The sequence below is a fragment of the Candidatus Poriferisodalis sp. genome, from assembly GCF_965221945.1.
GTDB lineage: Bacteria > Actinomycetota > Acidimicrobiia > Acidimicrobiales > Poriferisodalaceae > Poriferisodalis.
Genome location: NZ_OZ244925.1, coordinates 1,249,080 through 1,272,427, shown reverse-complemented (window position 1 = coordinate 1,272,427; position 23,348 = coordinate 1,249,080). Strand labels below are relative to the sequence as shown.

Genomic DNA, 23,348 nt, shown 5'->3' with positions numbered 1-23,348 from the left:
CGGCCCAGTCTGGTTGGATTCAGCCTGCTCGCCCACGTCAGCGTTCCTCGGGGGTCATGTCGGTGTCGTCGTGGGTGATCGGTGGTTGGGTTCAGCTTGTTCGCCCACGCCAGCGTTCCTCTCACGTCGAGATCAGTACAGGGGCTGGGCGCAATGCCAGCACCGAGCCGACTCGCGCCGGCACGGCCGCCCCGCAGCAACTTACCAGTGCCCCAGCCAGTGGCCCCGATGAACCAGCGGGCGATCGACTGTCGCGTTCAACGCTTCGGGATCGGGTTCGTTCGCTTCGGCGAAGAGCGGACGCCGAGGTCTGTCCTGGCTCGCTGCGGGTCCGCTCGCAGCCTCAGCTGATCGATCAGGCCATCCCACGCCAACCACACCGACGGGTTCATGCGACGGCGGGACGCCGAGCGCCCCAGCAACTGCTTCGGCGTGTTCGAACATGCCGAAAAACAGCACTCCGAGACCTTCGTCTATCGCGGCGTACTGCAACGCCATCGCAGCGAAGCTCGCATCCACCGTCCAGAACGGCGTCGACCAGGCATCAGGGCCTTCGCCGAGCCCCGTGTGTGCCTTGTCGGACTCTGCGTAGCGCTCGACGTACGCCCCTGGGTCGGCCCAGACGGTGATCAGGACCGGGCAGGAGACCAAGCTGGCCCAACGAAAGCTGTCCCGACGATCTGCCGGCAGCGTCGCGTCCCAGTACCGAGCCGTCTGGGAGGCCCCGCTGAGCACGACGAAGTCGAAACCCTGCGAGTTGCCGGCCGATGGGACGCGCCTGGCCGCATCGAGGACCCGCGCCAGGAGCACATCGTCAACAGGGTCCGGCATGAAATGCCGGGTCATCCGCCGTCGGCGGGCGAGTTCGCCGAAGTTCCCGCTCACAGGACCAAGTGCTCAGCCCGCCCGGGACCCCAATGGGCCGGGAGCGCTACAGCAGTTTCGCGAGATCTTCCCGTGTGGCCCACCCGAAAGCGATCAGCGCGTCACCATTCGCCGTGTCGAAGCCGTCAAACAGTGCGATCAACGCCGGATCAACCTTCTCGGGCCGTGGAGCGGTGTGGTTCAGCACGAACGAGGGCCCGCCGTCGCCATAGACCTTGAACTCTCGAGCCTTGTACTCGCCCTGAACCTCGAATCGCTTTGCGAGTCGCCGCCCCCAGGCGCGGTCCTCACCGTTGGGCTCGTAGCCGGGACGTGGCACCACCCGATCCAGCGGCTTGAACGCCGTGAATGCAGCTGCGTCGGCCATCTGGGAGGCCACCAGCACGTCCTCGTCGGGGAACGCGAGCACGGCACGGCGAAGTTGATCGGTGACCATCGCACGCAGTGCGCTGTCACGACGGGCCGAGCGCCGTGTTGCACCGGCACCCATCAACACGGTGGGATCGCCGCCTACGCGTTCGAGTGTGCAATAGCCATATGCGGCGAGCTTGACGCCGTCTCGCACGTGGGTGACGAGCACCCAGGCATCCCGCTGCTTGGAGAGATGCCCGACATCGAAGTGAACGTTCTCACCCGTGACCAATTCGGCCATCTCGGAGATCTCGGCATCGCTGAGTGCGGTGCAGTCCTTTGTCTCAACCTCGAGCGCCATTTTGGTTTTCGCCCCCTGTGGTGCTCGTTGACCGAACCCCAACGGCCGGCCAGACAAATCCTTCAGTGCTAGCTCAGTGCGCGGACGCGCCTCCTGCCACAGCGATGCCAGGCATGCGACAACCGTCGCCGACCGATCTCGCCCCGATCACAGATAGACACCGCCACGCTCTGCCGTCCTCGCTGGACCGGGCTGCTCGCCGGCTTCGAGGGCATTGCCACGCATACTGCGTAGTTGCCGCTCAGCCATCATCTGCTGCGCCGACACTGCAGCTTGGATGCCGTGGAACAATCCTTCGAGCCATCCCACCAGTTGGGCCTGAGCGATACGAAGCTCAGGGCCAGAGGGGATGTCCTCTTCGAACGGCAGCGCAATCCGGTTCAGCTCGTCAGCGAGCGGTTCGGACAGCGCCGTTGCCAGTTCCTCGACGGACAGGTGGTACACGTCGCGCATGCGATCGCGACCTGCTTCGTCGAGTTCCGCATGGCGGACCTCTTCGAGCAACTTGCGAATCATGCCGCCAATACGCATGAGCTTCGCCGGTTCCGGAACGAAGGGCTCGTCGTCGACGTCTTCCGTGAGAGGTCCGCTATTCAGCAGTTCACCCTGTTCTGGGTCTTGAACCGAATCGCCAACCACCATCGAAATGCTATCTGGCGAGGGCGCGATCCCCGTCGGCGCAGGCTCAAGAAAGCCCCGTAGACACTGGGCACATGTCGCTTCAGAGCCAGCCAGCAGCCGGTTATGAGCCTGGCTACAACAGTGCGAAGGGCACCATCATTTCTTCTGAAGTCAAGCCCCCGTGCCGGCCGATCAGGCCATGATGCGGCTGGTCTTCATCGGGCATAGTGAAGGCCTGCAGGCCTCGGGGAACGAGCGCGACATCTCCGAGACGGCCCCTGGCCGCCTTCGAGACATGTTTGCCCAGCCAACGTTCGTCCAGCACTTGGCTCACGGGAGCGATCTCCGCGAGGGCGGCGTATCGGTCACACGCACCAGCGAGTTGAGGCTCCGCACCTGGTCGAGCGTGCAGCCACAGCATCCTGGCCTCACCCGACCAGCCGGTAGTGAGCTCGGTCACCTCAGGGTCGATCATGACGAGCGGTTCGAGCACTTCGACGAAGCCGTGATCGGCCGTGACGATGAGCGGAGTGTCGCCAGGCAGCCCGGTACGCAATTCAACGGCGAGGCGTTCCACCTCAGCGAGTGCAGCTCGATAGTGGTCGCCCAGTCCGAATTCGTGGGCGATCTTGTCGAGGGTGTCGTAGTACGCGAACACCAGCCGAAATCCCGCGGTAACTGCGCTCAAGACGCATTCGGCAATGTCGTTCACTTCGCGCCAACCCCAGAACGCACCGCCCCGCAGGTGAGCCATGGTGAACCCACTGTGGCGAAACTCCGCCCGCGTCACCACCGCCGCCGGCTGACCGCAGAAGGGCACGACGGGTTGCAGTTCGTCGGCTGGCAGCGCAGCGCGTACGTCGGTGCCGCCGGCGCGCCAGCGAAGAGCATTCAGCAGTCCCAGCGGCGTTGGCACCCGATACCCGACAAGGCCGTGTTCGCTGGGCGCAGCACCGGTTGTGAGAGATGTCAGGGCCGTCGCAGTCGTGCTCGGCGCAACGGTGGTGATGGGTGGCGTGCGGTCGCTAGCTGCTGCAAGCACCGGGGCCAGTGATCTGTTGCGCCGCAACTGATGCCATCCGAGACCATCGACCACCAGCATGACCACGGTGGGAGCCGAAGCGATGGGATCGCCGATGAGTTCCGTCTCTACGCCGGCGAGGAGACCCGGCATCACCTCAGTGATGCAACGACCGCCGTAAGCGGGAAGGACACGCTCGAGTACCAGCGGCTCGCTGTCGATGGCGCTGCGGGTGGCGCTGTCCATGATGCCGACCCTACGAGCACCCGCAAAGGCGGGGCTACGCTGCCAGCGTGGCAGTCTCGACGCGGGGAGACTACGCAAGCCGCGCGTTGCTGTCCCTGGTCCTCAACGACAACGGCAGGCCAACGTCTGTGCGCGACATCGCGGAGCGCACCGGTCTGCCTCAGCCGTACCTCGAGCAGATCTTGCTTGCCCTCAAGGGGGCCGGGTTGGTCCGCTCCAAGCGCGGTGTCGGGGGTGGGTACGTGATGGCACGCGACCCTTCCGAGGTCACGATCGGGATGATCGTTCGGGCCGTCGACGGCCCGATCGCCCTAGGCGATTTCGGCCAGCCCCATCAGGACGGCGCCTGTGACCACGAGGGGCAATGCGTGCTCCTCGCGATCTGGGACTCAGTCGGGCATCGCATGCGCGCCGAACTCGATTCCTACAGCCTCGCCGCTGTGGCAGAGGTTGCCCGCGGCCGCGCGCCGTGGCCCGAGACCGCCGCCGAAACGCCGTAACGACCCAGCTCGGCGGCTGATTTCGCCCGTTCAGTTCGGCCGCTCAGTTCGGCCGCTCAGTTCGCACATTCACTTCATCGAGAATGCCGACGGGTCCGAACCGAACTCTCGCAGTGCTTCGACGAAGTCTGCGGGCATCGGAGCGGCAACGCTCATCTCGGCACCCGAGGCGGGGTGCTGGAATGTCAGATGCGTCGCATGCAACAGCGGACGGCTGATGCCGAAGGGATCGGGCACGCCGTAGGCGAGGTCCCCGAGCAGGGGCAACCCGATACTGGCCAGATGCACCCGGATCTGATGCGTCCGGCCCGTGGAGAGCTGGCAGCGAAGCAGGGATGCCTCGACGGGGTGCGTGAAGAGCTCAACGGTGCTGTAGTGCGTGCGAGCCTCGCGTCCGGTGGCCATCACCGTCATCAACGTGCGGTTGTGAGGATCTCGGCCGATACGGGCATCGATGGTGCCTCTGGGCGAGGGAGGGTGCCCGCGTGACAGGGCTGCGTAGATCCGGCGAACCTCTCGCCGCGAGAGCTGTTCGATAAGGCCTTCGTATGCCAAAGCACTGCGAGCGCAGACCAAAGCCCCGCTCGTCCCCCGATCAAGCCGGTGCACGATGCCCGGCCTTTCGGATTGACCGACGTTGGCCATGTCGGGGAACCGCTTGACGAGCGCGTCAGCGAGCGTTCCGCTGGAATGGCCGGTGCCTGGATGGGTGACCACGCCGGAGGGCTTGTTCACCACCACGACATCGGCATCGACATACAGGACATCGAACGAGACGATCTCGGGCTCCCGCTCTTGAACGGCATCGGGAGCCCGATCTGGCAACACCTCGACCACCTCGTTGGGCGCGAGTCGTCTCGAACCCACGGGCGACACCTCGCCGCCGATCAGGACACAGCCGTCGGCCACCATCTTCGCCGTCTCGGACCGTGACCGTCCTGTCAGCAGCGACAGCGCCCGGTCGAGGCGTTCCCCTGCCAGGGGGGCGGGGATCTCGAACCTGCGGCGTCGCTCGTTCACTCAGGCGCCCCGTCCGGGGTTCGGAGGGAACGCCTCTCAGTGCGATACAGGTGGAACAGCACGATGACGAGCCCGACGGTGATCGAGGCGTCCGCCAGGTTGAAGATCGGCCACCACCCAAGATCGACAAAATCCACGACTGCACCCCGACCCCAGCCCGCCCCGCGAAACAAGCGGTCGGTGAGATTGCCCAGTGCCCCGCCAATGATCCCTCCGAGACCGCTCGCAGCCCATCCTGCTCGGACGCGCCGACGTGACGACCACAGCACGCCGATGATCACGATGGCGGCCAGCGCCAGTACGGGACCGAGACCGCTCCCTGCCGAGAAGGCGAAGCCGGTGTTGTGGACGAGTCGCAGGCGCAGCGTCCACACCAGATCGATGATCCGATCGTCGAGTGCAACGACGGCCCAGGCTTTCGTGATCTGGTCAATACAGAGAACGACGAGCGAGGAGATCGCGAGCTCAAAATTGCGCGCCAAGCGATCTGGTGAGGCAGCCGGCCGGTTCGCGAACACCTGGGGCCCAGCTAGGGCCGCCGCCACGCCGGACCGCTGCTCTTGACCTCCACACGCATTGATGCGTGCGGGATGGCCTCTAAGCGTTCCTTGGGGATCGGCTTTCCCGACACGATGCAGATGCCGTACGTGCCGTCTTTGATACGCGCGAGCGCAGCGTCAATCTCGGCGATTTCCTCGCGTTCTCGAGCAGAGATCTGCAGTGCCCGATCGCGCTCGACGGCGATGGAGTCTCCTTCGCCGGACTCCTCGTCGAATTGCACATCACCGGGCTCGCGCTCGTTGACAAGCTGCTCGGCTTCGGCTTCGTATCGCTCCGCATGGGCTGTGTAGCGGCGGCGCTCTGCCAACAGCGCCTGGCGTTGCTTCTCCAGGAACACTTCGCCAAAGCGCGGCTTCGCCGGTTTGCGGCGTGGTGCGGTCTTCTTCGCAGCCGTCTTTGCGGCGGCGCCAGCCTTGTGGGCGCCGGTCTTGCGGGCGCCAGCCTTGTGGGCGCCGGCCTTGTGGGCGCCGGTCTTGCGGGCGCCGGCCTTGTGGGCGCCGGTCTTGCGGGCGTCAGTCTTCTTTGCAGCAGCATTGTCGCCGGAAGGGTTCGCGGCATTCTTGGGTGCCGGAGCCTTCTTCGCGGCATTCTTGCGGGCAGCAGCCTTCTTCGCAGTAGCCATGGCCCCTCCCCTGCTCAGCGAAGCGGCAGTCTAGGTCTCCACTCCTCGGAGCGGGTGGCGGATATCAGCTCCGTCGATTTCCGTGTGCCAGGGGTACCCTCACCATCTCGTGGGCCAGCCCGCACCATCGCTGGGACGATGACACAGCCTGCAGGAGGCCCTGGTGATGCGAGAGCCGACCGACACCTTGTACCCACGTGTATCTGCCCAAGCTGATTTCCCTCGAATCGAGGAGAGAATCCTTGCGCGCTGGCAGGACGAGGGAACCTTCGAGGCGTCGATCTCCAACCGCCCCGCGGACGACGAGTTCGTCTTCTACGACGGACCTCCTTTTGCGAACGGTTTGCCCCACCACGGTCACCTGCTGACCGGCTACGTCAAGGATGTAATCCCCCGTTACCAGACGATGCGCGGCCACCGTGTCAACCGGCGATTCGGCTGGGACTGCCATGGGCTGCCCGCCGAGATGGAGACCGAACGTGAACTCGGCGTGAGCGGGCGGGCCGCCATCACCGAATTCGGTATCGAGCGCTTCAATGCCCAGTGCCGCGACTCGGTGCTGCGGTACACCGCCGAATGGCGCAAGACCATCACGCGACAAGCCCGATGGGTGGACTTCGACAACGACTACAAGACGATGGATCTGCCCTACATGGAATCGGTCATGTGGGCGTTCAAGCGACTCTGGGATCAGGGCCTCGTCTACCAGGCATTCCGGGTCATGCCGTACTCGTGGGGCGCCGAGACCCCACTGTCCAATTTCGAGATCCGGCTCGACGACGCCACAAGGCCACGCCAGGATCCCGCCATCACGGTCTGGTTCGAGCTTGATGACGCCGGTGACACGGCTGGCGCAGCCGGCGCAAGCGACACACCGGGCGCAAGCGACGCAGCCGGCGCCAGCGACACACACGGACGGCTGCGGCTGCTGGCGTGGACGACGACGCCATGGACCCTGCCTTCCAATCTGGCGATCGCCGTCGGCGGGGACATCGCCTATGCCGTTGTGGAATCTCCGGCGCTCGATTCTGGTCGTTACGTGCTCGCATCTGACTGTCTCGAGCACTATGCCGCAGACCTTGAGCCGTTCACGGTCGTCGGAACGCTGAGCGGCGCTGAGCTGGCGGGGCGTCGCTACGCGCCGATGTTCGAGTTCTTCGACCATCGCAGCGAAGCCTTCCGGGTGCTCAACGGCGACTTCGTGGACACTTCAGAGGGCACCGGCGTTGTTCACTTGGCGCCAGGCTTTGGCGAGGACGATCAGATCATCTGCGAAGCCAACGGCATAGAGATCGGCGATGCCGTCCCGGTGGATGATCGCGGTTGCTTCACCGAGCCAGTGTCGCCGTGGGCGACCCTCAACGTCTTCGAGGCGAATCCGCAGATCATCACGGAGCTGAAGAGTCGCCACCGGGTGCTGCGACACGACAGCTACCACCACAACTACCCGCACTGCTGGCGCACCGACACGCCGATCATCTACAAGGCCATCAGTTCGTGGTACGTCAAGGTCACGGCGATCTCGGATCGCTTGGCGCAGACCAACCAGCAGATCAACTGGGTGCCCGACCACGTTCGCGACGGCCGGTTCGGACAGTGGTTGGCGGGTGCCCGCGACTGGTCGATCAGCCGCAACCGATTCTGGGGTTCGCCCATCCCGATCTGGGTCAGCGACGATCCCGAGTACCCCCGTATTGACGTCTACGGCAGCCTCGACGAGCTTGAAGCTGATTTCGGCGTGCGCCCGATTGACCTGCATCGGCCCTTCATCGATGAGCTGACGCGAACCAATCCCGACGACCCCACAGGCCGCTCGACGATGCGGCGGGTGCCCGAAGTGCTCGACTGCTGGTTCGAATCGGGTTCGATGCCCTTCGCGGCAGTGCACTACCCGTTCGAGAACTCCGAATGGTTCGAGAACAACTTTCCCGCCGACTTCATCGTGGAGTACATCAACCAGACGCGCGGCTGGTTCTACACGCTCCATGTCCTGGCGGGAGCGCTGTTCTCCCAGCCGGCGTTCCAGAACGTGATCTGCCATGGGATCTTGCTGGCGGCTGACGGCAACAAGCTGTCCAAGCGGTTGCGGAACTACACCGAGCCCACCGACATCTTTGCCAATCAGGGCTCAGACGCCCTGCGTTGGTACTTGATGGCGACAAACATCGTCCGGGGCGGTGACACACGCATTTCTGACGCCGGCATCGATGAGGTCGCCCGTCAAGTTCTGATCCCAATTTGGAACGCGTACGCGTTCTTCACGCTGTATGCGAACGCAGACGGCTACGAGGCGCAGTTCCGTGTCGATTCGGACAACGTGCTGGATCGCTACCTGCTGGCCAAGACCAGGGCCACGTTGGAGTCGGTCACGGCCAGCTTCGACGCCTACGACCTCCCTGGCGCGACCGCCGAGCTGCAGGCCTTCATCGACGCCCTCAACAACTGGTACATCCGCCGCAGCCGTGGTCGATTCTGGGGTGAGGCCGCGATTGCTTCGCCTGTGGGTGACGGCCGGCCGACCGGCGATCTTGACGCCTTCGACACCCTGTACACGGTGCTGCAGATCTTCTCATCCATGGCCGCCCCGCTGCTGCCGATGATCGCCGAAGAGATCTACGGCGGGCTGACCGGCGGCGACAGCGTGCATCTGAGCGACTGGCCGGATCCGGTCACGCTGCCGTGGGACCCAGCACTGGTCGAGCGCATGGACGCTGTGCGCGCTGCTGCCTCCGCTGCGTTGCGGGTACGCGAGGACGCAGGCTTGCGAGTGCGATTGCCGTTGCGGCGCGTCACGGTGGCCGGTACGGGGGCCCAGCAGCTTGAACCGTTCGCTTTCTTGCTGGCGGAAGAAATCAACGTCGCAGAAGTTGTGCTGAGCGACCAGTTGGGCGCGGTGGCGACCCTCGTGTTGCGTCCTGAAGGATCCGCGCTCGGGCCCCGACTGGGCGGCGCAGCCCAAGAGGTATTCGCCGCTGCTCGTTCGGGTGATTGGCGTTCCGAACCGGATGGCACCGTTGTTGCAGGCGGGCACCAGCTGTGCGAGGGCGAGTTCCAGTTGAGCCTGCAACCCGCCGACCCCAGCACAACCTCAGTGCTCGACGCTCAGCAGCTTGTCGTCGTGCTTGACACCACGGTCACACCCGAACTCGAAGCCGAGGGCGCCGCGCGCGATCTGATTCGCAAGATTCAGCAAACGCGTAAGGAAGTGGGTCTCGACGTCACCGACCGGATCAGCCTGAAAATCCGCTGGACTCCACCGAACTTGGACGACATTCGTCGTCACGAGCTATTGGTGACAGCTGCGGTCCTCGCTGAAGAGATCGACTGGTTCAGCGGTGGGGACGAGCCCGAGATTGAGCTCGCTGTATTTACAGAGGCTGCTGGCGCCTAGGCCTGCCGGCTGCGCCGGACGTGTCCTAGGCCGACTGTCACCTAGGCCGACAGTGGTTCCTTGCGAATCAGCGCCTCCAGGAAGGGATCGTCGAGTTCCGCGAGCACGAGCGGCGTCCGGTCCGCATCGATGACGACATCTTCGTCGTCGTCGTCGTCGTCAACGTCAACGTCATCATCGCCGAACCCAGAACTTGCTTCACGGATCGACGCTGCGTCAATCGACTCTGGGGCGGCCTCAGTCCGGCCAGCAACTCCAGCGGAACTGGCGGCGAGCGGTGCGACGATGGATGGCATGGCGGCCGGCTCGGGGCCAGAGCGCACTGACGCCGCCACGGGTTCGACATCGGGCAGATCCTGGCCGATCAAGTCCTCTTCGGCCTGGTCATCCTCGTCGGCCTCGACTTCGACGGTCCCAGCGGTCGCTCCGGTGCTCGCCGGGAAGGGCTCGAGGGCAATATCCGGTTCCTCGGCTTCGATGACGTCCACGCTGTAGCCAGCGTCGGAGAGCGACCTGGAGATCTCGGCCCGCACGAGACCCGACAGCGCCTCGGTGAGATCGTCAGTCGCTGATTTGAAGACGTCATCCAGTGCTTGAGTACCGGCTGCCTGGAGCTCCGCAAGAGCCTCGGCGATCTGTGCGACGGTCTCGGGCGAGAGCTGAACCTCCACCGGACGCGATGGCGATCCCGATTCCACGCTGGTCATGCGATGGTCGATCTCAGTGACCTGTGCCGCAAGAGATGCGATCTGCACACCGAGGCGCTCAAGCACACCAGTGCCTTCGGTGCTGGGGGTTTCGACGGGTGGGGGTGTCGGGCTTGCCATGGCGCGGAATGTACCAGCGTCTCAACAGCGCAGCAGCATGCCGGACACGAGCACCTGCAATCCGATGATCAGCACGATCGGCGAGAGATCAAGCGAAACTCGGCCCAGTCGTATCGCAGGCAGTGCCCGCCGAAGCGGACCCATGACCGGCTCGGTAATCCGCACCAACCAGGTCCGCACCACCATGACTGGACTGTCCGGGGACAGCGGGATCCAGCTGAACAGAACGCGGGCGAAGACCGCGAAGACGTACAAATTCGTCAGCGTGCACAGCAGGCCTCTCATCGTTCGGCCAGATGGCCCGGGTTGGAGCGTTTCAGCGGTCGACGCCCCCTGTTGGAACCGTTTGATGTTCGCTGTCGCTCACCACGACATTTGCCGGCACCAGCATGTACACGGCGTTCGCAACTTTTCGCATCTCTCCATCGCGGGCGTAACACAGGCCGCTGGCGAAATCCAGCAGCCGACGTGCTGTGTCGCGGTCGAGTCCTTGCAAGTTCAGGATGATCGGTTGATCGCGCTTGAAGCGGTCGCCGATCTGCTGCGCGTCGTCGAACATGCGGGGCATCAGCACGAACGGCTGTGCTGTCGATGTCGCCACGCGGCGCACAGCGGATGTCGGTACGGGCGCCCCCGAGTGCGGTGTTGCCGACGGTGGTCGTTCGACCACTGTGACGCCGCTCTGGCTCGTTTGATCGGCGAAAGCATCCGGCGCGGGCATTTCGCCCGGCAGGGCGCGCTCGGCCGGCGGCGCATAACTGTCGTCGGGGCCGAGGCCCAGATAGCTCATCGCCTGCTTCATGAACGAAGCCATGCAGTACCTCAATAAGAGCAGCTTCGATTGGAGACTGTCTCGGTTGCAAAGAGTACCGACTCGCCAAGATACGGTCAGGCACCCCGCGTAGAGGCGGCCCGCGGCGGTCGATTGCCGAACAGGGCGGTCCCGATGCGCACCATCGTCGAACCCGCCCGGATTGCTTCTTCGAGGTCAGCGCTCATTCCCATGCAGCGGTGCTCGAGGTCGTGGCGATCCGCAAATCGAGCGACCTCGGCAAACGCTGCTTCGATCTGCGATGACGTGCCTTGAGGCCCGATCGCCATACAGCCCTGAACATCGAGTCCGGACTGGCGGGCGGCAGCAACCAGCGGCGGAGCCTCGGAGAGCGGGCATCCGCCCTGGGTGGCAGTGCCGCTCACATCGACCTGCACAAAGACCGCGGATCGGGGACTGTGCCGTGCAATCTGTTCGACAAGCCGTGTCCGGTCCACGCTCTGCCACAGATCCACCACACCTGCCAGCGGTCGCACTTTGTTGGACTGCAGCCGTCCGATGAAGTGGACCTCGATCGTGCTCCTGGTCTCCGGCAGCAGCTGATCCCACTTCCCTTGCAGTTCCTGGGCGTAGTTCTCGCCGATCATTCCCAAGCCGGCAGCTGCCGCGGCGTCGATTGCAGAGGCGTCGAATCCCTTCGTCACAGCCACGATGCCGGTCCGAGCTGGGTCGCCCCCGGCATCAGCAATCCGGTGTTTGACGCGTTCGACGCGTTGGCGGACCTGTCCGGCATCAATCACCGGACTCGTCTCCTGCTCCGTCGGCGTCCAGGCAGACCAGCAGCGCAGTCCGGCCCTTCTCGGCACGAGTCCGGTGCGAGAAGTAGCGACCATCGCAGGCTGTGCAGCGATCCAGCTCGGTGTCGAGAATCGCTCCCCCGCTGCGAAGCGTCCGCCGGGCAGCCTCGCCAAGGTCGAGCGCCGGCGTTCCCCACGCAGTCCTGCTCGCCACTGAGGGGCCCAAGGAACTCACGGCAGCGTCGAGTTCATCTGGCCCGAATTCGTAGTGCAGGCGGCAGATGTGAGGCCCGACGACCGCACGGATGTGGCGGATCCCGTGATATCCGAGTTCCGCGAGCGTCGCCTCCACGACGCCGCCGAGCAGACCGCGCCATCCCGCGTGAACCGTCGCGACAGCACCACGGCCTCTCGCATCTGTCCCGTACAGCGCGATCGGCACACAGTCCGCTGTACGCACTGCGAGGGTCGCTCCAAGCGTCATCGTCCACGCGGCGTCGGCGCTAGTGCCGCGATGCTCCCCAGGATGGGAAACCTGGACGACCTGGGTGCCATGGGTCTGCTTGAGGACGGTGACCGCGCTGGGACCGAGCCCCACCAGGGGGGCGCAGTCGCCGTCGCTGCGTTCAGTGACGGCGATGCGCACCGTGCTGGTCCCGCAGCGCCGGCGCAGTGTCAGCATTGCGAGTGCCGACCCGTTCGGCTTACGCCGTTTCGCAGCCGCGTGGCCACGTCAACGCACGGCATCGCTGTGCCGTCGTTCGACGGGGATGCACCCTCGCCGGGGGCGTCACCGCAGGAAGCTGGGTACGTCGAACGATTCGTCGTCCTCGTCGAGGTCGCCGAATGGGTCGGCCAAATCGTCAGCTTCTTCGGAGCCTGCGTAGTCGCCCAGGGCGGTGCCTCCGGAGCGAGACGGCGTGTATCGGTCAAAGCCCGCCGCGATGACGGTGACACGGATTTCTTCTCCGAGCGAGTCGTCGATCACCGTGCCGAAGATGATGTTGGCCTCGGCGTGTGCCACCTCGCGGATCACTTCCGCCGCCTCGTTGACCTCGAACAGTCCCAGTTCGGGTCCGGCGGCAATATTCAGCAAGATGCCGCGGGCTCCATCGATGGACTCCTCGAGCAGCGATGACGACACCGCTTGGCGAGCAGCGTTCTTGGATCGGTTCTCGCCATGTGCACGGCCGATTCCCATCAGCGCCGTGCCGGCGTTGGACATAATCGCCTTCACGTCTGCGAAGTCGGTGTTGATGAGGCCAGGAGTCGTGATGAGGCCCGAAATGCCGGACACGCCCTCACGCAGCACGTCGTCGGCCATCCGAAAGGCATCGATGATCGACGTGTGCTCGCTCGCCACCGTCAACAGCCGGTCGTTCGGGATCACGATCAAGGTGTCGACTCGTTCCTTGAGCCGTTCGATGCCCTGCTCAGCCTGGATCTGACGGCGCTTGCCTTCGAAGGCGAAGGGGCGGGTGACCACGCCGATGGTCAGTGCACCGACTTCCTTGGCGATTTCTGCGACGATCGGCGCACCACCGGTTCCGGTGCCTCCGCCTTCCCCAGCGGTGATGAACACCATGTCCGCGCCCTGCATTGCTTCTGCGATCTCATCCCGGTGTTCCTCGGCCGCCCGGGTGCCGATCTCGGGGTCGCTCCCCGCTCCAAGTCCGCGCGTCAGCTGGCGACCGATGTCCAGTTTGACATCAGCGTCGCTCAGCAGCAGCGCTTGAGCGTCGGTATTGATGGCAATGAATTCGACGCCGCCAAGGCCGACATCGATCATCCTGTTGACGGCGTTCGAACCACCGCCGCCGACGCCCACCACCTTGATGATTGCCACGTAATTCTGTGGTGAGGCCACAGGGCTCCTCGCGTTCGCTGGCCGGCCGCGACATCAATCGTGCCGTCGGCAGGCACCTCCTAGGGAAAATAGCGCAATCCATGACAGTACCGATGCCTCCGTTGATGGGCAAGACCCGCGCAATGGGATGACCTGGCCGATCAGTTGGCTCCGCGGACCACGGGGAGATGCGGAACCGATACATCGAGGATGTCATCTGAGTGCTCGAGATCGGAGATGACTGCGGCAATTGCGGCCGTCTTCGCACCGATCGCCGACTCGTCTCCCAGCGCCACCTCGAACACGACACCGCCCGGTTGTTGCCGGACGCGTGCCCTCACGTCCCCGCGCCCGTCACGCCACAACGCAACGACTGTGAAACCGTGCTGGCCGCGCGCTGCGTCGAGGACCCCAAGCAGGGCTTCGGCATCGCTGGCGAGGTAGCCGCCTGGTTCCGGCGCAGCGGAAATCCCCGACAACCGCGGCAGTTCGGGTGGGGCTGCGAATGGTGATGTGAGGATTCGGCCTTCAATATCGGTGAGCACCCAGCTGCGGGGCGCGGCGAGTGCCAACGCCACTGCCGTTCGCTCGACAACGTCCACTTCCACCGTCGCGGGCCATCGCCGCCAGATCCGAGCGTCGGCGATCCACGGCAGTTCCTCGAGCGATTGCTCTCCATGTTCGGAATCCAAGGTTCCCATGAAGTCACCGGCGCGAATGCCTGCTGCCCGGTACGCCTCGTCGTAACTCACTCGATGCAGACCGCTGAAGTGGATCCGATCGACCTCAAACGTGCCTGCGGCGAGAATGATCGTGCCGATCGAGAGCACGAGCGCTGTGAGCGCAACTCCGATCAGCCAACGCTTGGGGCCTTTCCCTCCCGGTGCGGCGGCCTCCGCAGGTTCGCCAGGCACGCTCAGGTAGGGATCGGTGCGGCACCGAAACCAACCATGCGGATCTCGGGCTGCAGCACGATGCCCGACGAATCCGCGACACGGCGGCGGACCTCGGCCATCAGTGCGACGACATCGGCTGCAGTTCCGCCGGGGTCCGAGACGATGAAATTCGCGTGCAAACGCGAGACCTCGGCCGTGCCGATACGCAAGCCGCGCAGCCCTGCTTGATCGATGCGTGCGCCTGCGGACTCTTCAGACGGGTTCATGAAGACCGAGCCGGAGTTCTGGCCGCCTGGCTGGTGTTCTCTGCGCCAGCGGACGATCTCCGCGATCTGGTCGGTCACCTTTGAGGGAAGTGCGCGATGCCCTTGCAATCGCGCACTCACCACGACATGGCGGTTCGCCAAACCACTGTGGCGGTAGCCCAGATCGAGAGCATCGACGGGGCGAGGCTGGCGCACTGGGGGTGCTGAGGGGCCTTCCAGGTCGGCAATGTCGGCGTCGATCAGGCAGGACGCAATATCGCTGCCATGCCCTCCTGCGTTCATGCGCACGGCCCCGCCAACAGAACCCGGGACTCCCACAGCCCATTCGAGCCCGCCGATCCCTGCTGCGGCGCATTGGCGCGCGAGCACGGGCAATGCCACCGCTGCACCAGCGGTGAGCGTGGCGTTCGCGTGATCGAATTCGATGGTGCTGTAGGCATCTCCAAGCAGCAGTGCGATTCCTTCAAAACCCCGGTCCGCGACCAGCAGGTTCGATCCTCGTCCGACAACGAGGATTTCCAGCCCGGAGGCTGCACCGGCTTCTCGCGCCCGTTGCAGGTCGGCGAGGCCATTGGCCACGAATGCCACCGCAGCAGGCCCTCCGACTCGCGACGTGGTGATCGAGCCCAACGGTGCATCCATGCGAGCGTCGTAGCCCAAGGCTGCTGCGGCTCGTCGGACCGCATCGGGATCGGACCATCGCTCAGTGGGCATGCAGCAACTCATCTGCGAGCGTCGTCAGGTCTCCCGCTCCCAAGGTGAGGCACAAGTCACCTGCTCGCAGGTTCGCACGCAGGTACGAACGCAGCTCAGCCCGCCCCGGGAGATACGCCACGGAGGCGTAGGGATGCGAGTCGAGAACGACGCCGAGCACAAGTTCTGTGGACACGCCAGGCCGTGGCACCTCGCCGGCGGGGTAGATGTCGGTGAGGACCAACTGGTCGGCGCCTCCGAATGAGTCCGCGAAGTCCTGCCACAGCGCCGCGATCCGCGAGTAGCGATGGGGTTGGAAAACCGCAACGATGCGATTCCAGTCCCCGCTGCGAGCCGCAGCGATTGCGGCCGTCACTTCAGCCGGAAGGTGCGCATAGTCGTCGATGAACGAGATGCCGTCGCGCTCGCCCCGCCGTTCGAATCGCCTGGCCACACCCGCAAAGCGCCCCAGTGCCTCGATCATCGGTGAAGCTGTGGCGCCGAGTTCGAGTGCTGCGGCCAGCGCACCAGCGGCGTTCGTGACGTTGTGCAGCCCAGGCAGCGGCAGTTCGCAGCGCCCGATCGAGGTGGTGCCCGCGAACAACTCGAACTCTGCACCGCTGCGCGAACTTCGTGCGCCAATGATCCGGTATTTCGCCTGCTCAGATCTTCCGTACGTCGCGCAGCCGCCGACGCGCTCTGCCATCGCGGCGGCCTGTGGGTCATCGGCGCACACCACGCGCGGCCCGTTCGCGCTGCTGCAGAAGCGCTCGAATGCCCCCGTGAGCGAGTCGAAGCTGCCGTAGTGATCAAGGTGATCGGGCTCGATGTTTGTCACGAGCACCGCGTCGGCGTCGAGTTGGAGGAACGTTCCGTCGGACTCGTCGGCCTCGACAACGAACCACTCCCCCGCCATGTCCCAGACGGCACCCGAGCCGATCTCGTTGAGTTCACCGCCAACCAAGAACGACGGGTGCTCTCCGGCAGCAACGAGACAGAGCGCCAGCATCGACGACGTGGTCGTCTTGCCATGGGTCCCTCCGACCGCCAGTGTTCTCTTGCGCTGGCAGATCTGGCTGAGCAGTTCGGCTCGACTGAGGACCGGTATCCCCCGGCGCCGGGCTTCGGCGAGCTCCACATTGCTCGAGGGCACAGCGCTCGAATGCGCCACGATGTCCGCGGAGCCCACATTGACGGCGTCGTGGCCGATTGCTGTTCGAGCTCCGTGGGCGGCGAGCCGCGTCATTCCCTGGCCCGGTCTCAGATCACTGCCGCTGAGGGCATGACCCATCTCCGCGAGCACCAGCCCGATCGCATTCATTCCCGCACCCCCAGCCCCTACCAGGTGGATGCTGCGAGATTCGGCCAGATCGGGCTGGATCCTGGTCACGATGTGGGTTCCTTCGGCGAGCGCTCCCTCATCACGACAGAGCCCGGGACCACCGAGCTGTGCTCGATCACGAGTTGTGCGACGCGTTCTGCAGAGTCTCGACGACCGAAGGTCGCAGCGGGGGCAGCTTGCGTTCCCCTGTCAACTCCCCTGGCGCCGCCGAGTTCCGACATCTGGTCGATCTCGGCAAGCACCCGCTGCGCATCGAGTTCGGCATCCGGCACCGCGCGTGCCTGACCGGTCGACACCAAGTGTTCGGCATTGCGGCGCTGATGGTCGTTGGTTGCGATGGGCAAGGGCACGAGCACCGCCGGAGTGCCGATCACCGACAACTCGGCAACGGTGGAAGCTCCGGCACGGCAGATCACCAGGTCAGCTGCAGCCAGCGCCAAGGGCAACTGCTCGTCAAAGGGCACAGTTCGGTACCACTCGGTGACGTCCGAACCGTCGGGGCGCGGCGCTGGGTGCGGCGGGCGGTCATCCCAATCTCGTTTGCCTACGACGTGATACACGAATACGCCGTCGCGGCCGCGCAGTGACGGAAGCGCCGACCACACGGCTGTGTTGATTCGAAGCGAACCCAGCGAGCCGCCGAACACCACGATGACGGTCGCATCGGTGGGCCAGCCGAGCCGGGTGCGGGCATCGGCCGCCTCGAGCACTGCCTGGGTGACCTCGGGGCGCACGGGATTGCCCGTCACCACCTCGCGCTGCAAGCCGGTTCCGTGTGCTGGTACCGCAGCCGCTCGTGCGAAGCGACCCAGCAGTCGGTTCGTTGTCGAGGCGACAGCATTCTGCTCTGCGATCACCAACGGCACTCTCCAAACCACGGCGCCGACCGTCGCGGGCAGCGCGGCGTAGCCGCCGAGCGACAGCACAGCGGCAGGTCGGCGTCTTCCGACGAGCGCGATCCCGCGCAACGTTGCCCAGGCCAAGCTCGCCGCCGCCAGTGCATTCGTCAGGTTGATTTGCCTCGCAGTGAGGCCTCGGCCTCCAAGTGCGGTCAGACCGAAGCCCGCTGCCGGCACGATTTGTGCGTCCATTCCTCTGGTGCTGCCGACGAAATGGATCGCGCCGGCGGGCCACCCGCGTTCAGTCAGTGCGGCGGCCACGGCCAGGCCCGGCATGAGATGTCCGGCAGTTCCACCCCCGGCGATCAGCACGCTTGGTGCGGCAGAGGCTCTGTCGGGTGCGGGCACGGCTCAGTCGGACCGCCGGGTGACGTTCAGCAGCAACCCTGCGGCCGCTGAGGTGACCACCAAAGAGGAGCCGCCAAAAGAGAGGAATGGCAGCGTCACACCGGTCACCGGCAGCAATCCAACCACACCGCCGACGTTCACCAGCGTCTGCAGCACAAACCAGATCGAGATGCCAGCGGCCAGCAGCGAGCCGAACAGGTCAGGCGCCTTCTGACTCGTCCGGAAACCACCGATGCCGACGACTCCCAATAGTGTCAGGAGCCCCAGCGCACCAAGAAGCCCCATCTCTTCGCCGACGATGACAAAGATGAAGTCTGTGGGGGCATTGGGCACCCATCCCCACTTCGCCTGGCCTGCTCCGAGTCCGGTGCCGCGCAGTCCGCCCTGTGCCAGGCCGACCAGGCTCTGGAACGTCTGGTAGCCGCTCGAGGCACGCTCGGAGATCGGATCGAGGAAGCCCGCGAGGCGCGCTCGGCGGTACGGCGCCGCATACGCCAGCAGAGGCGCTGCAATTCCGACTATCAGGGCAATCTTGCCGAGGTCCCGGCCTGGCAAGCCTGCGACGAACAGCATCCCGACCCCGATGCCGACCAAGATCAGTGTGGTCCCTAGGTCCGGCTGCAGCAGCACGAGGGAACAGCCAGCGGTCAGCAGGAGCATCGTCGGGCGCAGGATCCGATCGGGACGGTCGATCTGATCTTTGCGAGCGTCGAGGAACGCGGCCATCGCAACGATCAGGGCCAGCTTCGCGATCTCCGACGGCTGAACACTGAGTTGCCCGATCTCGATCCAGCGACGAGCACCGCCCGCGCGTTTGCCCACCGCCAGCACGATGACCAGCAGACTCACGCTGAGGGCTACAAGGGGCAGCGCCAGGTGCCGCCAGCGCCGGTAGTCGATGCGAAGCGTCACCAGCAGCACGCCCACGGCGATGGCCGCCGACCACAGATGTCGTGTGAAGTACTGCAGGGGGCGGTCGGGCCCCTCGACCCCAGTCGCTGAGGTGGCAGACAGCACCAGGACCACCCCAGTGAGGAGCAGCAGGAAGACCGCGGACAGGAGTGCGGCGTACCGCACCGAAGGCCCCGATTGCGCGCGAGGAAGATCCAGCCGGCTCATCGCACGTCTCCGGAGCAGGTCTGGGGGTCAAGGCGCGATGCGAGATCCGATACGGCTGCGATGAAGTGCTCGCCCCGTTCGTGGTAGCTCGAGTACCAGTCGAACGACGCACATCCGGGTGACAGCACGACGTCTCCGGCCGGTTGGGCCATCCGGTAGGCGATCTCCACGGCCTCGGACATCGAGTCCGCCACGGAGAGCTTGATCCGACCATGCACGGGTCGGCTGAAGCAGGCGATCACATCAGAGGCAGCCTCGCCGATCGCTACGACACCGCGTACATGGGCAGCCACCGCAGCGAGGTCGCCGAGATCGAGACCCTTGTTCCGCCCTCCTGCGATGAGGACCGCATCGGGGAATCCCTGGAGCGCGGCCACGGTGGCATGAGGTGCTGTCGCTTTGCTGTCGTCATGGAAGCTCACCGCTCCGATTCGCCCTGCGAGCGCGAGTCGGTGCGGTAGACCGTCGAACGAGTGTAATTCAGCCGCCACTGCCTCTGCGGAGGCCCCCATCTCCAATGCGATCGCCGCTGCTGCTGCGGCGTTCGACAGGTCGTGGGGCCGACGCCGCGGCAGTTCTGCAGCTGCCACGAGCGCTGTGTGATGCGCCACCAGGACACCGTGCTCGTAGCGCACATCGCAGGCTGCATCGAGCGACTGAGGCGTCGCAAATGTCACACGGCGTGAACGGATCCCCGACGTCCATGGCTCGACGTCGGGATCGTCGAACGGCACCACCGCGACATCGTCAGGGCCTTGGGTGGCCCAAATTCGCGCCTTGGAAGCGGCATAGTCCCGCAAATCGACATGCCAGTCGAGATGGTCGGGTGCCAGATTCAGCCACGCGGCCACAGCAGGGGCAAAGCTGCGGGCTCGGTGAAGCCTGAAGGACGAGGCCTCCACGACGAAAGTTGAGACGTCCCGGTCGATCGCATCCACCAAGGCAACATCGGTGTTCCCGGCGCCGAGGGCACTGATGCCGCTCCGGTTCAGCATTCGTTCGGTGAGCACCGTGACCGTGGTCTTGCCATTCGTACCCGTGATTGCGGCAAGCGGGCGGTTGTCCCACTGTGCCGCCAGATCCAGCTCGCTCACCACCGGCACTCCGGTCGCATCGGCGAACGTGTAACTGGGGTGCCGTGGCGGGACTCCTGGAGAGGGGACCACAGCGGCAGCGTTCGACACCAGAGCGCTGAGCAGACCGTGATCGGTGGAGTCGTGGATCTCCACGGAAGCGAGCCCTGCGGAGGCAACCCTCGCGGCAGCCGAGTCGGGACGGTCGTCAGCCACGATGATCTCATGGCCTCGAGCCCCCAGCGCCGTTGCCACCGCGCATCCCGTCACGCCCATGCCGACGACCAGCACCGGTCCGTCGTCAGGACCTAGGGCGTCGAGCATCGGACGGCGGGCATCCGAGGGATGATTGGGGCTCACAGCGAACCTGCCGGCAGTTCGACCAGGTCGAGACTCAAGAAGTCGGCGTAGTAAAGGCCGAGCGCGAGTGCCACGAGCAGGCTGTTCACGACCCAGAGGCGGATGAGCACGGTGGTCTCTGGCCACCCGCCCAGCTCGAGGTGATGGTGCATGGGGGCCATCCGGAGCAGGCGGCGGCCGAAGAGCCGGAACGAGCCGACCTGGACGATGACAGACGCCGTCTCGATGACGTACAGGCCGCCGATGACGGGCAGCAGCAGATCTACGTGCAGAAGCATCGCGAGCCCGCCCATGGCGGTGCCGATGGCCAGCGAGCCCGTGTCGCCCATGAAGATCCTCGCCGGCGGCGCGTTCCACCACAGGAACCCCACGCAGGCGCCAGCCATGGCAGCAGCGACGATGGCGAGATCCAGCGGATGCTTGACGTCATAGGAGATCGGGTGACGGAATGCCCAGTAGCCAACGACCACGAACGCGGCGAAAGCCACTGAAGCGGCGCCTGCGGCAAGGCCGTCCAGGCCGTCGGTCAGGTTCACGGCGTTGGAAGTGCCCAGAATGATGAGCACAGCCCACAGGATCCACACAGCGGCGGGGACTCGCAGTGCGTTTCCGCTCAGCCGAGTGAAGCCAATCGCCGCGTCGAGATTTACCCACCACACCGACGCAGCCGCGAATCCGACGCCCACTGCGATCAAACCGATCAGCTTGGCCCGCTTGTTCAACCCCAGATTGCGTTCACGGCTCACCTTGATCCAGTCGTCGGCCAAGCCGACGAGGCCCGCAGCGCTGACTGCCGCTAGCAGCACGATGCCCGAGCGCGTCATGACCGTCTCGGCGCGCAAGTGACTGACCACGTAGCCCACCACGGCGGCAGCCACGACTGCGGCACCTCCCATTGTCGGCGTGCCGGCCTTTGTGATGTGCCCCCGGGGACCGTCGAGGCGAATCGGCTGGCCGACGCCGCGTGCCTGCAGCCACGGCACGAGATATCGCGTGCCGATGAGCGATACGAACATCGCGGAGCTGGAGGCGATGAGCAGGGCGATCATTGCCTCGCACTCCTGCGAATCTGCAGTGCGTCGGCCGCCACGATTGCGTCGTCGAACGGCGTTGAGCGGCCTGCTGTCACCTGGGTGGTCTCGTGACCCTTCCCTGCCACCACGACGACGTCCCCAGCCCGCGCACCCTCGATGGCAAGCGAGATGGCCAGGGATCGATCGAGTTCGACGTGCAGGCCGTCGCCGGTGTCATGTCGCCCGCCGGCACCAGCGGCGATCTCTGCCGCGATGTCGGCGGGATCCTCGCTGCGAGGGTTGTCGGAGGTCAGGACCAGCATGTCCGCATGGTGATCTGCTGCGGCGCCCATGGGTGCCCTCTTGGATGGATCACGATCGCCACCCGCACCGAAGACCGCCCAGAGGCGGCCATCGGGACCACTCAGTTCGCGAGCACTCGCCAGCGCCGCGGCGAGTGCTTCGGGCTTGTGGGCATAGTCCACGAGGACGGTGATGTCATCGCCGGGACCGTTCACGGGCCACAAACGCCCTCGCACCGGTTTCACCGCGGCGATAGCGGGTGCAATGGCACTGTTGTCGAATCCGAGCGCGCTCGCTGTTGCCGCTGCAGCCGCCACGTTCGCCGCGTTGAATCGTCCGAGCAGCCCGCACCGGATCGGTCGGCCGCGCCATCGACCGCTGAGCCCATTGACGCTCACGGTGACGTCCTCGATGTCGGAGGGCTGCCATTCGACCACTGTGCCGGTTGTACCAGTGGCCATGGCTGCCAACCGGCGACCCCATCTGTCGGCCACGTTCACCAGTGCTATTTCGCAGCGGCCGTCGAAGAGTCGCGCCTTTGCGTCGAAGTAGTCCTCCATCGTGATGTGGAAGTCGAGATGTTCATGACTCAGGTTGGTGAAGACACCGGCCGCGAAGCTGGCACCGTCGACCCTGCCGAGTGCGAGGGCGTGCGATGACACTTCGAGCACGACCATCTCAGTTCCCGCATCTGCGGCTTCGCTGAGGCGTCGGCACACCTCTGGCGCCTCCGGTGTGGTGTGCGGCTCAACCAGGGTGCCCATCACCTCGCATGAGGTTCCGCAAGCGCGTGCTATGGCGCCGATCGCGTGCGCCACCGTGGTCTTGCCAGAGGTCCCGGTAACGCCGACGACCGCGCAGCGGCGCCACGGCTGGCCCCATACCGCAGCTGAAGCGGGGCCCAGCGCACCTCGCACACTGGGCACGGCGATCTGGGGCACACCAACGTCGAGGACGCGCTCGACCATCAGCGCAGCGGCGCCTGCCGTAATCGCCTCAGACGCAAACGCGTGACCGTCGTGGTGCCGACCCACCACGCAGCAGAACAGCATCCCGGGCGCGACTGAGCGACTGTCGTGGCTGATGCCGTGCACGAGCGCGGCTCCACCGTCCATCTCGTCGGCGTGGCGACCCGACGGCGCAACATAGGTTCCGCCGGTCTCGGAGGCCAAGCGCTGCACCGGGATCGGGATCGCAGAGCGCGGCGAGCTCATG

At 65.4% G+C, this 23,348-nt stretch carries 23 protein-coding genes; 2 read left to right on the top strand and 21 right to left on the bottom strand.

The window, feature by feature from the left end; genetic code table 11:
* Window positions 1-201: 201 nt before the first annotated feature.
* From ACOQPH_RS05930 to ACOQPH_RS05915, 4 genes are all read right to left on the bottom strand, one after another.
* Window positions 202-885 (bottom strand): nitroreductase family protein, encoded by a 684-nt coding sequence (locus ACOQPH_RS05930; RefSeq protein ID WP_420623802.1) that lies wholly within the window; start codon window positions 883-885, stop codon window positions 202-204.
* A 46-nt stretch (window positions 886-931) separates the two neighbouring features.
* Window positions 932-1,597: a hypothetical protein gene (locus ACOQPH_RS05925; protein WP_420623801.1), complete on the bottom strand. Its 666-nt coding sequence runs from the start codon at window positions 1,595-1,597 to the stop codon at window positions 932-934.
* A 147-nt stretch (window positions 1,598-1,744) separates the two neighbouring features.
* Window positions 1,745-2,239 carry a proteasome activator gene (locus tag ACOQPH_RS05920; protein WP_420623800.1) on the bottom strand — a complete coding sequence of 165 codons (495 nt, stop codon included), beginning with the start codon at window positions 2,237-2,239 and terminating at the stop codon, window positions 1,745-1,747.
* 112 nt (window positions 2,240-2,351) lie between these two features.
* Window positions 2,352-3,485, bottom strand: coding sequence for an alkaline phosphatase family protein (locus ACOQPH_RS05915; RefSeq protein WP_420623799.1), 1,134 nt, complete (start codon window positions 3,483-3,485; stop codon window positions 2,352-2,354).
* Between the two features lie 47 nt (window positions 3,486-3,532).
* Between ACOQPH_RS05915 and ACOQPH_RS05910 the strand changes: the two genes are divergently transcribed.
* Entirely contained in the window at window positions 3,533-3,985 is a 453-nt protein-coding gene (locus ACOQPH_RS05910) for an RrF2 family transcriptional regulator (RefSeq protein ID WP_420623798.1), read from the top strand.
* A gap of 69 nt (window positions 3,986-4,054) precedes the next feature.
* On the opposite strand, the gene ACOQPH_RS05905 is transcribed toward ACOQPH_RS05910, so the two are convergent.
* Genes ACOQPH_RS05905 through ACOQPH_RS05895 form a run of 3 tightly spaced genes read right to left on the bottom strand, consistent with a single transcriptional unit; the run spans window position 4,055 to window position 6,188 of the window.
* Window positions 4,055-5,005 carry an RluA family pseudouridine synthase gene (locus tag ACOQPH_RS05905; RefSeq protein WP_420623797.1) on the bottom strand — a complete coding sequence of 317 codons (951 nt, stop codon included), beginning with the start codon at window positions 5,003-5,005 and terminating at the stop codon, window positions 4,055-4,057.
* The gene (lspA, locus tag ACOQPH_RS05900) at window positions 5,002-5,523 is read right to left on the bottom strand and encodes a signal peptidase II (protein WP_420623796.1); all 522 of its coding nucleotides are present in this window, start codon (window positions 5,521-5,523) and stop codon (window positions 5,002-5,004) included. The genes ACOQPH_RS05905 and lspA overlap by 4 nt, the downstream gene beginning before the upstream one ends.
* Before the next feature lie 11 nt (window positions 5,524-5,534).
* Window positions 5,535-6,188: a TraR/DksA family transcriptional regulator gene (locus ACOQPH_RS05895; RefSeq protein ID WP_420623795.1), complete on the bottom strand. Its 654-nt coding sequence runs from the start codon at window positions 6,186-6,188 to the stop codon at window positions 5,535-5,537.
* A 166-nt stretch (window positions 6,189-6,354) separates the two neighbouring features.
* On the opposite strand from ACOQPH_RS05895, the gene ileS reads away from it, so the two are divergent.
* Window positions 6,355-9,579: an isoleucine--tRNA ligase gene (ileS, locus tag ACOQPH_RS05890; RefSeq protein WP_420624314.1), complete on the top strand. Its 3,225-nt coding sequence runs from the start codon at window positions 6,355-6,357 to the stop codon at window positions 9,577-9,579.
* Between the two features lie 41 nt (window positions 9,580-9,620).
* Here the strand turns inward: ileS and ACOQPH_RS05885 are convergent, their stop codons facing one another.
* The 14 genes from ACOQPH_RS05885 to ACOQPH_RS05820 form a co-directional block, all read right to left on the bottom strand.
* Window positions 9,621-10,406 (bottom strand): hypothetical protein, encoded by a 786-nt coding sequence (locus tag ACOQPH_RS05885; protein ID WP_420623794.1) that lies wholly within the window; start codon window positions 10,404-10,406, stop codon window positions 9,621-9,623.
* Between the two features lie 21 nt (window positions 10,407-10,427).
* Window positions 10,428-10,691 carry a YggT family protein gene (locus ACOQPH_RS05880; RefSeq protein ID WP_420623793.1) on the bottom strand — a complete coding sequence of 88 codons (264 nt, stop codon included), beginning with the start codon at window positions 10,689-10,691 and terminating at the stop codon, window positions 10,428-10,430.
* A gap of 31 nt (window positions 10,692-10,722) precedes the next feature.
* Complete coding sequence (locus tag ACOQPH_RS05875) at window positions 10,723-11,220, bottom strand: cell division protein SepF (protein ID WP_420623792.1); 498 nt, start codon at window positions 11,218-11,220, stop codon at window positions 10,723-10,725.
* 74 nt (window positions 11,221-11,294) lie between these two features.
* Window positions 11,295-11,978, bottom strand: coding sequence for a YggS family pyridoxal phosphate-dependent enzyme (locus ACOQPH_RS05870; protein WP_420623791.1), 684 nt, complete (start codon window positions 11,976-11,978; stop codon window positions 11,295-11,297).
* Window positions 11,971-12,657: a laccase domain-containing protein gene (locus ACOQPH_RS05865; protein ID WP_420623790.1), complete on the bottom strand. Its 687-nt coding sequence runs from the start codon at window positions 12,655-12,657 to the stop codon at window positions 11,971-11,973. Before ACOQPH_RS05865 ends, ACOQPH_RS05870 begins: the two co-directional genes overlap by 8 nt.
* A gap of 108 nt (window positions 12,658-12,765) precedes the next feature.
* A complete protein-coding gene (ftsZ, locus tag ACOQPH_RS05860) occupies window positions 12,766-13,842 on the bottom strand; it encodes a cell division protein FtsZ (RefSeq protein WP_420623789.1) in 1,077 nt (358 codons plus the stop codon).
* Between the two features lie 140 nt (window positions 13,843-13,982).
* Entirely contained in the window at window positions 13,983-14,735 is a 753-nt protein-coding gene (locus ACOQPH_RS05855; RefSeq protein ID WP_420623788.1) for a cell division protein FtsQ/DivIB, read from the bottom strand.
* Window positions 14,736-14,737: 2 nt separating this feature from the next.
* Complete coding sequence (gene murB / locus ACOQPH_RS05850; RefSeq protein WP_420623787.1) at window positions 14,738-15,697, bottom strand: UDP-N-acetylmuramate dehydrogenase; 960 nt, start codon at window positions 15,695-15,697, stop codon at window positions 14,738-14,740.
* Window positions 15,687-17,066 carry a UDP-N-acetylmuramate--L-alanine ligase gene (murC, locus tag ACOQPH_RS05845; RefSeq protein WP_420623786.1) on the bottom strand — a complete coding sequence of 460 codons (1,380 nt, stop codon included), beginning with the start codon at window positions 17,064-17,066 and terminating at the stop codon, window positions 15,687-15,689. Before murC ends, murB begins: the two co-directional genes overlap by 11 nt.
* On the bottom strand, window positions 17,063-18,193 hold the full coding sequence (locus ACOQPH_RS05840; protein ID WP_420624313.1) for a UDP-N-acetylglucosamine--N-acetylmuramyl-(pentapeptide) pyrophosphoryl-undecaprenol N-acetylglucosamine transferase: 1,131 nt from the start codon (window positions 18,191-18,193) through the stop codon (window positions 17,063-17,065). The genes murC and ACOQPH_RS05840 overlap by 4 nt, the downstream gene beginning before the upstream one ends.
* 75 nt (window positions 18,194-18,268) lie before the next feature.
* Window positions 18,269-19,384: a putative lipid II flippase FtsW gene (gene ftsW, locus ACOQPH_RS05835; protein ID WP_420623785.1), complete on the bottom strand. Its 1,116-nt coding sequence runs from the start codon at window positions 19,382-19,384 to the stop codon at window positions 18,269-18,271.
* The gene (gene murD / locus ACOQPH_RS05830) at window positions 19,381-20,817 is read right to left on the bottom strand and encodes a UDP-N-acetylmuramoyl-L-alanine--D-glutamate ligase (protein ID WP_420623784.1); all 1,437 of its coding nucleotides are present in this window, start codon (window positions 20,815-20,817) and stop codon (window positions 19,381-19,383) included. Before murD ends, ftsW begins: the two co-directional genes overlap by 4 nt.
* On the bottom strand, window positions 20,814-21,866 hold the full coding sequence (gene mraY / locus ACOQPH_RS05825; RefSeq protein ID WP_420623783.1) for a phospho-N-acetylmuramoyl-pentapeptide-transferase: 1,053 nt from the start codon (window positions 21,864-21,866) through the stop codon (window positions 20,814-20,816). The genes murD and mraY overlap by 4 nt, the downstream gene beginning before the upstream one ends.
* Window positions 21,863-23,347, bottom strand: coding sequence for a UDP-N-acetylmuramoyl-L-alanyl-D-glutamate--2,6-diaminopimelate ligase (locus tag ACOQPH_RS05820; RefSeq protein WP_420623782.1), 1,485 nt, complete (start codon window positions 23,345-23,347; stop codon window positions 21,863-21,865). The genes mraY and ACOQPH_RS05820 overlap by 4 nt, the downstream gene beginning before the upstream one ends.
* Between the last annotated feature and the right edge of the window lies 1 nt (window position 23,348).